Genomic DNA, 11,902 nt, shown 5'->3' with positions numbered 1-11,902 from the left:
CCCGCACCCGCTCCTCCCCCGAATGCCGTTCGCATCTCGGTCACCTGTTCAGGGCTCGCACGTGCTGCGGGCCGGTCCCCGGCGAAGCATGCTGGGTCCGTACAGAGAAGGGCAAAGTGGTGTGATTCCCGACACACGGGTCGGCGTGTCCCCCCGCGACACGTCAACCTTTGGGTGGGATCGGGGGTCGGGTACTTGCGCGAACCGCCGGTCCCGTGTGGACTACGGCCACAGCCTCGGCATGGACGCCGAGCCGAATACTGGAGGTCAATCCCGTGAGCGCGACCGCGGACCCCGCGGACAAGTCCAACCCGGCAGCTCGTCTGGGCTTCGAAGAAGGCCAGATCATCCAGGAGCTCGGGTACGACGAAGACTGTGACCAGGAACTCCGCGAGGGCGTGGAGGACATCACTGGCGGCGAGCTCGTCGACGAGGACTACGACGACGTCGCAGACGGCGTCCTGCTGTGGCACCGCGAGGAGGACGGGGATCTCACCGATGCCCTGGTCGACGCGCTGGAGTACCTGGCGGAGGGCGGCCTGATCTGGCTGCTGACCCCGAAGAAGGGTCGTGACGGGTACGTCGAGGCGCACGAGATCGCCGACGCGGCCAAGACCGCCGGCCTCTCGCAGACCAGCTCGGTCGCGATCGCCCAGGAGTGGGCGGGCACCCGCCTGGCCACCCCCAAGGCGCAGACCGCCCGACCCAAGCAGCGCTGAGCGCGCCGGTCTCACGGACCGCTTCGCCGAAGGCCCCGCTGGAGCTTCCTCCAGCGGGGCCTTCGCGTTCCCCGGGGCGGGCTGTAGGTGCCTCCGGCGACCTTGTTCACCCAGGGCGAAACGGGCCCCCTTCCGGCCGGCAGCCCTCACCCGAACGGCGGAAACCACCCGAACGGATGCGAGGATGCCAGGGCCCACAACCCGTCGAGGAAGGTCTCCCACCATGACCATTGAGGTCGGCAACGCGGCTCCGGACTTCGAGCTGAAGAACCAGCACGGCGAGTCCGTCAAGCTCTCGGACTACCGCGGCGAGAAGAACGTCGTCCTGGTCTTCTACCCGTTCGCCTTTACCGGCGTCTGCACCGGCGAGGTCTGCGAGATCCAGAAGGAGCTCCCGCGCCTGCAGAACGACGACGTGCAGGTCCTGGCGGTCTCCAACGACTCGCCGTTCACCCTGCGCGTCTTCGCCGAGCAGCAGGGCCTGGAGTACCCGCTGCTGTCGGACTTCTGGCCGCACGGCGACATCTCCCGCAAGTACGGCGTCTTCAACGACGACAAGGGCTGCGCCGTGCGCGGCACCTTCGTGATCGACAAGGACGGCGTGGTGCGCTGGTCGGTCGTGAACGGCCTGCCGGACGCCCGTGACACCCAGGAGTACCTGGCCGCCGTCGGCGCGCTCTGACCCCCCCTCCGCCACCCGGCGGACCACCGCTTCCGTTCGGCCCGGCGTCGCCGTGAATTCGTACAGCCACGCCGGGCCGAAGGCTGCCGCCTGCGGGAACCCGGCACTACGATCGGGCCGTTGATGGATCAGGAATCCGATTCTGGGAGGACCAGTGGGTGTCAGCCTGAGCAAGGGCGGCAATGTCTCGCTCACCAAGGAGGCCCCCGGCCTCACCGCGGTGATCGTCGGTCTCGGGTGGGACGTCCGGTCCACCACCGGCACCGACTTCGACCTGGACGCGAGCGCGCTGCTCTGCACCGAGCAGGGCAAGGTCCGTTCGGACGCGGACTTCGTCTTCTTCAACAACCTGAAGAGCCAGGACGGCTCGGTCGAGCACACCGGTGACAACCTCACCGGCGAGGGCGAGGGCGACGACGAGCAGGTCAAGGTCAACCTGGCCGGCGTCCCGGCCGACGTGGCGAAGATCGTCTTCCCGGTCTCGATCTACGACGCCGAGAACCGCCAGCAGAACTTCGGCCAGGTCCGCAACGCCTTCATCCGTGTGGTGAACCAGGCCGGCGGCGCCGAGATCGCCCGGTACGACCTCTCCGAGGACGCCTCCACCGAGACCGCCATGGTCTTCGGCGAGCTCTACCGCAACGGCGCGGAGTGGAAGTTCCGCGCCATCGGCCAGGGCTACGCCTCCGGCCTGCGCGGCATCGCGCAGGACTTCGGAGTCAACGTCTGAGCCCAGAGGGCTATTGCATAGTCTTGGCGCCGGGGCCGGCGGAAGCGAGCAGCTTCCGCCGGCCCCGGCGTGTTGGCGCGCCCCGAGGGGCGCGGAGTTCAGGAAGTTCAGGTGGCCGCGCAGCGCTGCGGACGGCCCGGGGGGCGTAGACCTTCTGGGGTACGTCGGACCGGGGCGCGGTTCAAGGGGAGCCCCGGAGACGGGAGCTGGGAGGAAGTCCAATGAGTGTCACGCTCGCCAAGGGCGGCAACGTCTCGCTGACCAAGGCCGCGCCGAACCTGACCCAGGTGCAGATCGGCCTGGGCTGGGACGCCCGCTCGACCACCGGCGCCGCGTTCGACCTCGACGCCAGCGCGCTGCTGTGCGCCAGCGGCCGGGTGCTCGGCGACGAGTACTTCGTCTTCTACAACAACCTGAAGAGCCCCGAGGGTTCGGTCGAGCACCAGGGCGACAACCTGACGGGCGACGGCGACGGCGACGACGAGGTGGTGCAGGTCCACCTGGACCTGGTGCCGACCCAGATCGACAAGGTCGTCTTCGCGGTGTCGATCTACGACGCCGACGCCCGGCTGCAGAACTTCGGCCAGGTCTCCAACGCCTACATCCGCGTGGTGAACCTGACCGACGGGCAGGAGATCGCCCGTTACGACCTCTCGGAGGACGCGTCCACCGAGACGGCGATGATCTTCGGTGAGCTGTACCGCTACCAGGGGGAGTGGAAGTTCCGCGCGGTGGGCCAGGGCTACGCCTCCGGCCTGCGCGGGATCGCTCTCGACTTCGGCGTCAACGTACAGTAAAGAATTGGTCAAATCCAGTAATTCGAAAGGTAACTGACCCCGTGTTCTTCCGCACATTCGGATGGTCCTTCGCCATCACGATCGCCGGCCTGATCGCCGCAGGCCTGATCTGGGGGGCCGAAGGATTCGGCGTCGTCCTGATCCTCTCGATCCTCGAGATCTCCCTCTCCTTCGACAACGCCGTCGTCAACGCCACCGTCCTCAAGCGGATGAACCCGTTCTGGCAGAAGATCTTTCTGACCGTCGGTGTGCTGATCGCCGTCTTCGGCATGCGCCTGATCTTCCCGCTGCTGGTGGTGGGCCTGACCGCGCACCTCAGCCCGGGCACCGTGATCGACCTGGCGCTCGACTCCAGCATGACGTACAACGGCATGACGTACGCGCAGTACCTGGAGGACGCCAACCCGGCCATCGCGGCCTTCGGCGGCATCTTCCTGCTGATGATCTTCCTCGACTTCATCTTCGAGGAGAAGGACTTCAACTGGCTGCGCTGGATCGAGAAGCCGCTGGAGAAGATCGGCAAGCTGGACGCGCTCTCCTCGGTGATCGCGCTGGTCGTGCTGGCCGTCTCCTCGCGCCTGTTCGCCGGTGAGCACGCCGAGACCGTCCTGCTGGCCGGCCTCTGCGGCCTCGCCACCTACCTCGCGGTCAACGGCCTGTCCAGCGTCTTCGAGTCCGGCCTGGAGGCGCAGGAGGAGGCCGAGGAGGAGGCCGAGAAGTCCGGCAAGTCGATCGTCCAGGTCGGCGGCAAGGCCGCGTTCTTCCTCTTCATGTACCTCGAGGTCCTCGACGCGTCCTTCTCCTTCGACGGCGTGGTCGGCGCGTTCGCGATCTCCCAGGACATCTTCCAGATCACCCTGGGTCTGGGCATCGGCGCGATGTACATCCGCTCGCTCACCGTCTTCCTGGTCCGCAAGGGCACCCTGGACGACTACGTGTACCTGGAGCACGGCGCGCACTACGCGATCGGCGCCCTGGCGCTGATCCTGCTGGCCTCCATCGAGTACCACATCCCGGAGATCGTCACCGGTCTGATCGGCGTCGCCTTCATCGGCGCGGCGCTGTTCTCCTCGGTGATGCGCAACCGCAAGGAGCAGGCGCTGGAAGGCTCCCCCTCCTCCGGCTGACGCCCGGCACCGGGCCGTCCGACCCGGTGACGACGCGAAAAGGCCCCGCACCTCCTCGGAGGTGCGGGGCCTTTTCGCGCTGCTGCGGGTCAGCCGAGCTGCTGCTCGATGGCGCGGAGCTTGCGCTCCAGCGAGTCCAGCTTCGGCATCGAGAGGGTGTCGTCGTCCGAGGACAGGTCGATCGACGAGGAGTACGACGAGCCGGTCGACGAGGAGTAGGACGAGCCGGTGGAGCTGCCCACCGCGGCGACCGGACGGCGGCCGGCGTTCAGCGCGGCCGGCTCCAGGGCGGACGGGCCGGAGCGGTCGGTCTGCTCCTCCGGGGCTAGGGCAGGCTCCGTAACGGGCTGCGCGTCACCGGAGGTGAGCGCCGGGACCTGGCGGGCGTGGCGGGCCCGGGCCAGCATGCCGCCCTGACGGGCGATCGCCTTCAGCTCGGCCCGCTCGCGGCGGTCGGCGCTGCGGGCGCGCACCTTGGCGTCCTGCTTGGCCTGCCGCTCCTCGCGGACCTCCTCGACCGCCTCGTCCAGGCTGCGGACATTCTCCAGCAGCATCAGCGACCAGGCCGCGTAGGTCTCGCGCGGAGCGCGCAGCCAGCGGACGATGCGGATCTGCGGCAGCGGACGCGGGATCAGGCCCTGCTCGCGCAGCGCGGCGCGGCGGGTCTGCTTCAGCGCCCGGTCGAACAGGACGGCCGCCGAGATCGACATGCCGGCGAAGAACTGCGGGGCGCCGTCGTGCGCACCGCCGCGCGGCGCGTGCACCCAGTTGAACCAGGCCGAGGCGACCGCGAACAGCCACACCAGCAGGCGGGAGCCGAGCGCCGCGTCACCGTGGCTGGCCTCGCGGACCGCGAGGACGGAGCAGAACATGGCCGCGCCGTCGAGACCGAACGGGACCAGGTACTCCCAGCCGCCGGACAGGTTCAGGTTCTGCTGGCCGAAGCCGACCAGGCCGTGGAAGGACAGCGCGGCCGCGACGCCGGCGCAGCAGAACAGCAGCACGTACGAGGCACCGCCGTAGATGGCCTCCTTGCGGCGGCGGCGCTCCTCGGAGCGCTCCCAGGAGTCGGCGTTCTCCTCGGCGTTGTTGTTCTTGAAACGCAGGAAGGCCACCAGGATGGCGGTGAACAGCAGGGCTGCGCCGCCGACAACGGCCCAGACCAGCTGTATGGAGGACAGGTTCATCGCGGGGAGGGCCTCGGCTTTCCGCAGGGCAGGGGAGACGGAGACGAAGGTGCCGTGGTGACGCAAGGGGGACACCTGTGCGGTGAGACGATATCGCGTCCGAGGGGCAGGCATCGTACGGGAGTGATGATCCCTCTGCCAGCGGGACGGGCTTGCGGGCTGACGTTGACTCACGGGCCGTGCGCTGGGTATGACGGACGGTGCCGACGGTCGGGGGATGGGGGAGAGGTGGGGACACGATGGTCTCGGTGTGGGGGTTCCTGAAGGGCGAGCGGAACAGTCCCGATGCGGGGGGCAGCCCGTTCCAGATCACGCTCACCAAGAAGCAGCCGCAGTTCGCCATCACCGGCGCCGCGGCCACCACCGGCTACCTGTACGTCAACCTGCACTGGTCGACGCGCTCGGCCGAGGGCGGGGGCGCCGTGGCGGGGCCGCTGCGGCGGTTCTTCGACCCGCGGATCCTGCGGCCGCTGTCGCCCGACAACCTGACCCAGAGCCCGGTCAACGTGGACCTCGACCTGGCGTGCCTGTACGAACTGGCCGACGGCAGCCGGGGCGTGGTGCAGCCGCTCGGCAACCTCCTCGGCGACCTCAACAAGCCGCCGTTCATCAAGCTCAGCGGCGACGACGTGTACGGAGCGCCGTCCGGCGAGACGATGTACGTCAACCTGGAGAAGAAGGACCAGTTCCGGCGGCTGCTGATCTTCGTCTACATCTACGACGACACCCCCGCGTTCGACCGGACGCACGCGACGGTGACGATCGTGCCGCAGAGCGGGCCGCGGATCGAGATCAAGCTCGACGAGCGGGCGCCGGAGGCGCGTTCCTGCGCGGTGGTGCTGATCGAGAACTCGGGCGACAACCAGCTGACGGTCCGACGGGAGGTCCGCTACGTGCACGGCTTCCAGTCGGACCTCGACCGGCTGTACGGCTTCGGCATGCAGTGGGAGCGGGGCTTCAAGGACCCCCGCTGACGCTCAGTAGTAGCCGTGGAACGGCACCAGCGAGAGCACGGCGCCGACGGCGATCGCGGCCATGCCGATCCGGGCGGTGCCGGTCCGGCCGCCGGACCCGGCCGGGCGCGGGGGCTCGGCGCGCCGGCTCTCCGGCGGCGCGGTGTCGATCCCGGCGGCGGCCAGTCGCCCGGCCCACTCGCCGTCCGGCCTGATCCGCACCCGGACGTCCCAGGGGCGCAGCGGGTCGTGGTCGACGACCACGGTGCGACCGACCCGGAAGTCGTCGAGGTCCATCAGGTTCACCACCGCGGTGGCCCCGGCCCGGTAGGCGGGGACGCCCGCGGGGGCGACGGTGAGGTCCAGGTCGAGCGGGATGTCCGGGCCCTCGCCCACCGCCCGGGAGGACTCGATCCGGGCCATCGCCGGCTCCAGCCGGGGCGGCGCCTGCTTGACCTGGGACGCGCGCCGGCGGCCGCGGTACAGCAGCACGAAGCCGCCCATGGCGGTCCACGGCGCGAGGTTCGCGCCGACCACGGTCAGCACCACCCCGGTCGCGGTGTCCGTGCTCATGATCCCCGCGACGATGCCGCCGAGCTCCACGCCCACCAGCGCGCACAACAGAAGTCCCACCCAGAACATTCGCAAGTCCTCCCCGGGATCCGGCCGTTCGGCGCGCATCGTAGCCGGTGCCGGCCGACCGGATCGGGGGGCGTGCGAGGGGTGGACGGGGCGGCGCGGGGTCAGCGCGGCTGGAACTGCGGGCCCTGCGGGGGCAGGGTGAACGGCGGCCGGGCCTGGGGCTGTACCTGGGGCTGCGGCGGCGGGTAGCCGTACCCGGTCTGCGGCTGCGGCTGCGGGTAGCCGTAGGCGGAGGGCTGGTGCTGGGGCTGCGGGTAGCCGTAGCCGGGCTGCGGCTGCGGCTGTGGCTGCGCCTGCGGCCGGGGGGCCGGCGGGGGCGTGGTGGGCGGCGGCGGGAGCGGTGCGTTGGTGGGGGCGGCCGGGGCGAGGGTGTAGGTGTCCGGCTCCTCCTCGCCGGCGGGCGCCGGGGTCGGGCCGGGCTCGGGGTGGTGGGTGACGGTGTCGTCCTCGACCGCGATGCCGTAGTCGGTGGCGAGGCCGCTGAGGCCGCTGTCGTAGCCCTGGCCGATGGCGCGGAACTTCCAGCCGCCGGCCCGCCGGTACAGCTCGGCGGCGACCAGCGCGGTCACGTCGCCGGTGTCGAGCACCGGGAACTCGGCGAGCGCCGCGCCGCCGTCGGCCGTGGCGGCGTCGTACAGCAGCACCCGCAGCCCGCCCACCGAGGGGAAGGACCCGCCCTCGGCGGAGCCGGCGAGCACCACGCTCTCCACGTCGGCGGGCAGCTTGGTGAGCTCGACCTCGACCGTGTCCCAGACCTCGCCGCCGCCGCTCTGCTTGGCCAGGTGCCGGACCACGCCGGAGGGGTGCCGGGGCTGGTTGTAGAAGACGAAGTCGGTGTCCGAACGGACCCGGCCGTCACTGCCGAGGAGCAGCGCCGAGGCGTCCACGTCGGGGGTGCCGGGCGTGGCGGTCCAGCGCAGAACGGCACGGACGGCGGTGGCCGTCAGCGGGATGTTGGCGCCCTTCGCCATCACGTGCGTCATGGTTCACCATCCTGCCGCTTCGCGGCCCGTCGGGACAACGCGGGTGTGCCCGTCCCGGGAGGCTTTGTGAAGCGGACGGCAACCTTCGAAGAATTCGATGTTTCAGGGACTGTCGCACCCCTCATCTGACCGTACGATAAGCGCCCAACGGCTGGGTACCACCATTCCCACCTCGATCGTTGCGGAACACGCGAACTTTCCTGCCGCGTCGCCCGTCCCTTCTGTCGAGACGTCAGCCGTCCCCGCCCACCGGCGGGCCGCCACCCGACCCCCGTGGGAGAGCAATTTTGCGCCACTTCGGCCACCTTTCGGACGATGTCCGCAGCCGACTCTTCCTGAAGCAGCCCGTCGCCTTCGACCGCGAGAGCGACGCGGCCGTCCTCTCCACCGCGCTCGGCGCCACCCTGTACAGCCCCGCCACCCGGCCCGGGCTGGCCCAGGACATCCGGAAGCAGTCGGCCCGCGGCGTGGTCTCCATGGTGCTCTGCCTGGAGGACGCCATCGCCGACCACGAGGTGCCGTCCGCCGAGGCGAACCTGGTCGCCCAGCTCGGCGAGCTGGCCGCCGACGCCCCCGGCACCGAGCTGCCGCTGCTGTTCGTCCGGGTCCGCGCCGCCGAGCAGATCACCGACCTGGCCGTCCGGCTCGGCCCGGCGATCCGGCTGCTCACCGGCTTCGTCCTGCCCAAGTTCACCGAGGAGAGCGGCGGAGTCTTCCTGGAGGCCCTCACCGCCGCCGAGGAGCGCACCGGGCGCCGGCTGTTCGCCATGCCGGTGCTGGAATCCCCCGAGCTCGCCCACCTGGAGAGCCGCCGCGACCAGCTCTTCGGCATCGCCCGGGTGCTCGACAAGCACCGCGGCCGGATCCTCGCCGTCCGGCTCGGCGTCACCGACCTGTGCTCCGCGTACGGGCTGCGCCGCTCGCCCGACCTGACCGCCTACGACGTGGCACTGGTCGCCGGGGTGATCGGTGACGTGGTCAACGTGCTGGGCCGCGCCGACGGCACCGGGTACACGGTGACCGGCCCGGTCTGGGAGTACTTCCCGGTGCAGGAGCGGATGTTCAAGCCGCAGCTGCGCCGCACCCCGTTCGCCGAGGCGAGCCCGCCCGCCGACGGGCTGCGCCAGCGGATCATCGCGCACGACCTGGACGGCCTGATCCGCGAGATCGAGCTCGACCGGGCCAACGGCCTGCTCGGCAAGACCTGCATCCACCCCAGCCACGTGCCCGCCGTGCACGCCCTCTCCGTGGTCACCCACGAGGAGTACTCCGACGCGCAGGACATCCTGCAGCAGCACCAGGACGGCGGCGGGGTGCTGCGCTCCTCGTACACCAACAAGATGAACGAAGCGAAGCCGCACCGCGCCTGGGCGGAGCGGGTGCTGCTGCGCGCCGAGGTCTTCGGCGTCGCCCGCGAGGACGTCAGCTTCGCCGAACTGCTCTCCGCCTGCCTCTGCCCGTAGCCTCGGACTCTGCACCACCTGCACCACCCCTGCACCACCCCCTGTGTCGCCGCATCCCCGCACCGCTCGTACGACCTCGCACCGAAAGCAGGACCCCGTTGACCGCACCGACCGCCGACGCCGAGACCTGGACCGGCCAATGGGTGACCGACCGGCTCGACCTGCGGCTCACCGGCTCGCCGGAGCTGCCCGGGCTGATCGGCCTCGCCCTGCGCCAGAACCCCCGGCGGGCCCACCTGCTGGTCTCCCGGGTGCTCGGCAAGCACGTCCCGCAGCGCCCGGTGGTGGTGCACGGTGCCGGGCTCGACCTCGGCCGCAAGGTCGCCGAGCTGCTCGGCGCGGAGCAGGCCGGCCGGGCCGTGGTGCTCGGCTACGCGGAGACCGCGACCGCGCTCGGCCACAGCGTCGCCGACGCGCTCGGCGCGCCCTACCTGCACTCCACCCGCCGCCCGGTGGCCGGCATCGCCCCGGTGGGCGGCTTCGAGGAGGAGCACTCGCACGCCACCTCGCACCTGCTGCTGCCCGAGGACCCGGCCTTCCTCGCCGGGGACGGCCCGCTGGTCCTGGTCGACGACGAGTTCTCCACCGGACGGACGGTGCTCAACACCATCCGCGCCCTGCACGCCGACCGGCCGCGCGCCCACTACGTGGTGGTCGCCCTGGTCGACCTGCGCACCGACGCCGACCGCGAGCAACTCGCCAAGGCGGCGGCCGAGCTCGGCGCCCGCCTCGACGTGGTCGCCACCGCGTCCGGCGGCGTCGACCTGCCCGCCGACGCGCTGGCCCGCGCCCAGGCGCTGATCGCCGCCGCACCCGCCGCCCCGCCGGCGGACGGCCCGCTCGCGCCCCTGGTCCGGGCCGCCCTGGACTGGCCCGCCGACCTGCCCGACGGCGGCCGGCACGGCTTCACCCCCGCCCACCGCGAGCGGCTGGAGACCGTGCTGCCCGCGGCCGCCGGGGCGATCGCCGCCGAGCTGGCGCCCGGCGCCCGCCGGGTGCTGGTGCTCGGCTTCGAGGAGCTGATGTACGCCCCGCTGCGCCTGGCCCAGGCCCTGGACGGGCACCTCGGCGGGGAACGGGTCCGCTTCTCCACCACCACCCGCTCGCCGGTCCTCGCCGTCGACGACCCCGGCTACGCGATCCGCACCCGGCTGGAGTTCGCCGCCCACGACGACCCGGCCGACGCCTCGGTCGACCGCTTCGCGTACAACGTCGCCCCCGGCGCCGACCCCGGCCGCCGCTTCGACGCGATCGTGCTGGTCGTCGACGCCCCCGCCGACACCCCCGCCCTGCACGACGGCGAGCGGGCCCTGCTGCCCGCGCTGCGCCGGGTCACCGACCAGGTGGTGCTCGCCGTTCTCCCCTCGTACCGCGCGGCGACACCCGCCTGACGCCCCCCTGCCCGACCATGAGTCCCGCGTACCCCCACCGAAGGCCGGCATGACCACCGAAACGCTCTCCTCGCCCCCCGCAGCGCGTCCGCTGTACGGTCCGGCGTTCTCCTCCTACTCCGCCGCGGACGTGACCTGGCTGCTCAAGGACCTCTCGGAGGTCGCCCTGGAGGCGCCCACCGAGGAGCGCGAGGAGGCCGTCCAGTCCGGCGGCGCGCACTACGCCGAGTCGCTGCCGGTGGAGTACCAGCCCAGCCCCGAGTACCAGGCGCTGTTCCACACCGCGCTGGACGCCTCCGCCGACCGGATCGCGCTCGCCGTCGGCGCCGTCGCCGAACTGCTGCTGCGCGAGCGCGGCCGCGGCCTGGTGCTCGCCTCGCTGGCCCGGGCCGGCACCCCCGTCGGCATCCTGATCCGCCGCTGGCTGGCGTTCGCGCACGGCGTCGACGCCCCGCACTACACCGTCTCGATCGTCCGCGGCCGCGGCATCGACCAGGTCGCCCTGCGCTACCTCGCCGCCCACCACGACCCCGCCTCGGTGGTCTTCGTCGACGGCTGGACCGGCAAGGGCGCGATCACCCGGGAGCTCGCCGAGGCGCTGGCCGGCACCGGCTTCGACCCCGAGCTCGCGGTGCTCGCCGACCCCGGCGGCTGCGTCCGCACCTTCGGCACCCGGGACGACTTCCTGATCCCCTCCGCCTGCCTGAACTCCACCGTCTCCGGCCTGGTCTCGCGCACCGTGCTGCGGGACGACCTGATCGGCCCGGACGAGTTCCACGGCGCCAAGTTCTACCGCGAGCTGGCCGGCGCCGACGTCTCCGCCGAGTTCGTGGACGCCGTCGCCGCCCGCTTCCCCGCCGTCCGCGAGGCCGTCGCTGCCGAGGCCGACCGGCTCGCCGCCGGGGACCGCACCCCCACCTGGGAGGGCTGGGCCGCCGTCGAGCGGATCAGCGCCGAGTACGGCATCGACAGCGTCAACCTGGTCAAGCCCGGCGTCGGCGAGACCACCCGGGTGCTGCTGCGCCGCGTCCCCTGGCGCATCCTCGCCCGCCGCGGCGCCGGCGCCGACCTGGACCACGTCCGCCTGCTCGCCGCCCAGCGCGGCGTCCCGGTCGAGGACGTCGACGACCTGCCGTACTCCTGCGTCGGCCTGATCCACCCGCGCTACACCCGCGGTGCCACCGGCGCCGACGGCACCGCGGTCCTTGTTGAACCAGAGAAGGGTTGA

At 71.7% G+C, this 11,902-nt stretch carries 10 protein-coding genes and 1 pseudogene; 8 read left to right on the top strand and 3 right to left on the bottom strand.

Features of this window, described 5'->3' with window-relative positions:
- Positions 1-275: 275 nt before the first annotated feature.
- The 5 genes from ABEB06_RS12380 (at position 276) to ABEB06_RS12360 (ending at position 4,055) form a co-directional block, all read left to right on the top strand.
- Entirely contained in the window at positions 276-719 is a 444-nt protein-coding gene (locus ABEB06_RS12380) for a DUF3052 domain-containing protein (protein ID WP_345696904.1), read from the top strand.
- Positions 720-942: 223 nt separating this feature from the next.
- Positions 943-1,401, top strand: coding sequence for a peroxiredoxin (locus ABEB06_RS12375; protein ID WP_345696903.1), 459 nt, complete (start codon positions 943-945; stop codon positions 1,399-1,401).
- 154 nt (positions 1,402-1,555) lie between these two features.
- Positions 1,556-2,131: a TerD family protein gene (locus ABEB06_RS12370; RefSeq protein ID WP_345696902.1), complete on the top strand. Its 576-nt coding sequence runs from the start codon at positions 1,556-1,558 to the stop codon at positions 2,129-2,131.
- Between the two features lie 221 nt (positions 2,132-2,352).
- Positions 2,353-2,928 (top strand): TerD family protein, encoded by a 576-nt coding sequence (locus ABEB06_RS12365; RefSeq protein WP_345696901.1) that lies wholly within the window; start codon positions 2,353-2,355, stop codon positions 2,926-2,928.
- 41 nt (positions 2,929-2,969) lie between these two features.
- A complete protein-coding gene (locus tag ABEB06_RS12360) occupies positions 2,970-4,055 on the top strand; it encodes a DUF475 domain-containing protein (protein WP_345696900.1) in 1,086 nt (361 codons plus the stop codon).
- A gap of 89 nt (positions 4,056-4,144) precedes the next feature.
- Here ABEB06_RS12360 and ABEB06_RS12355 read toward each other — a convergent pair whose 3' ends face one another.
- Complete coding sequence (locus tag ABEB06_RS12355) at positions 4,145-5,242, bottom strand: DUF2637 domain-containing protein (protein ID WP_345701822.1); 1,098 nt, start codon at positions 5,240-5,242, stop codon at positions 4,145-4,147.
- Between the two features lie 239 nt (positions 5,243-5,481).
- Here ABEB06_RS12355 and ABEB06_RS12350 point away from each other — a divergent pair, with 239 nt between their 5' ends.
- Positions 5,482-6,216, top strand: a complete 735-nt coding sequence (locus tag ABEB06_RS12350; RefSeq protein WP_345696899.1) for a Tellurium resistance — start codon at positions 5,482-5,484, stop codon at positions 6,214-6,216.
- A 3-nt stretch (positions 6,217-6,219) separates the two neighbouring features.
- On the opposite strand, the gene ABEB06_RS12345 is transcribed toward ABEB06_RS12350, so the two are convergent.
- Together ABEB06_RS12345 and ABEB06_RS12340 are read right to left on the bottom strand one after the other, a co-directional pair.
- Positions 6,220-6,828: a hypothetical protein gene (locus ABEB06_RS12345; protein ID WP_345696898.1), complete on the bottom strand. Its 609-nt coding sequence runs from the start codon at positions 6,826-6,828 to the stop codon at positions 6,220-6,222.
- A gap of 110 nt (positions 6,829-6,938) precedes the next feature.
- On the bottom strand, positions 6,939-7,820 hold the full coding sequence (locus ABEB06_RS12340; RefSeq protein ID WP_345696897.1) for a TerD family protein: 882 nt from the start codon (positions 7,818-7,820) through the stop codon (positions 6,939-6,941).
- 287 nt (positions 7,821-8,107) lie between these two features.
- Here ABEB06_RS12340 and ABEB06_RS12335 point away from each other — a divergent pair, with 287 nt between their 5' ends.
- Positions 8,108-9,283 carry an HpcH/HpaI aldolase/citrate lyase family protein gene (locus ABEB06_RS12335; RefSeq protein ID WP_345696896.1) on the top strand — a complete coding sequence of 392 codons (1,176 nt, stop codon included), beginning with the start codon at positions 8,108-8,110 and terminating at the stop codon, positions 9,281-9,283.
- Positions 9,284-9,381: 98 nt separating this feature from the next.
- Positions 9,382-11,902, top strand: a pseudogene (locus ABEB06_RS12330) (phosphoribosyltransferase).

The sequence above is a fragment of the Kitasatospora terrestris genome, from assembly GCF_039542905.1.
In the GTDB taxonomy this organism is placed as follows: Bacteria; Actinomycetota; Actinomycetes; order Streptomycetales; family Streptomycetaceae; genus Kitasatospora; species Kitasatospora terrestris.
This window is presented reverse-complemented; position numbering and strand designations above follow the sequence as displayed.

Excerpts from the sequence above, each read along its gene's own strand:
- ABEB06_RS12365 (WP_345696901.1), top strand. The coding sequence starts at position 2,353 with ATGAGTGTCACGCTCGCCAAGGGCGGCAACGTCTCGCTGACCAAGGCC.
- ABEB06_RS12375 (WP_345696903.1), top strand. The coding sequence starts at position 943 with ATGACCATTGAGGTCGGCAACGCGGCTCCGGACTTCGAGCTGAAGAAC.
- ABEB06_RS12350 (WP_345696899.1), top strand. The coding sequence starts at position 5,482 with ATGGTCTCGGTGTGGGGGTTCCTGAAGGGCGAGCGGAACAGTCCCGAT.
- ABEB06_RS12355 (WP_345701822.1), bottom strand. The coding sequence starts at position 5,242 with ATGAACCTGTCCTCCATACAGCTGGTCTGGGCCGTTGTCGGCGGCGCA.
- ABEB06_RS12340 (WP_345696897.1), bottom strand. The coding sequence starts at position 7,820 with ATGACGCACGTGATGGCGAAGGGCGCCAACATCCCGCTGACGGCCACC.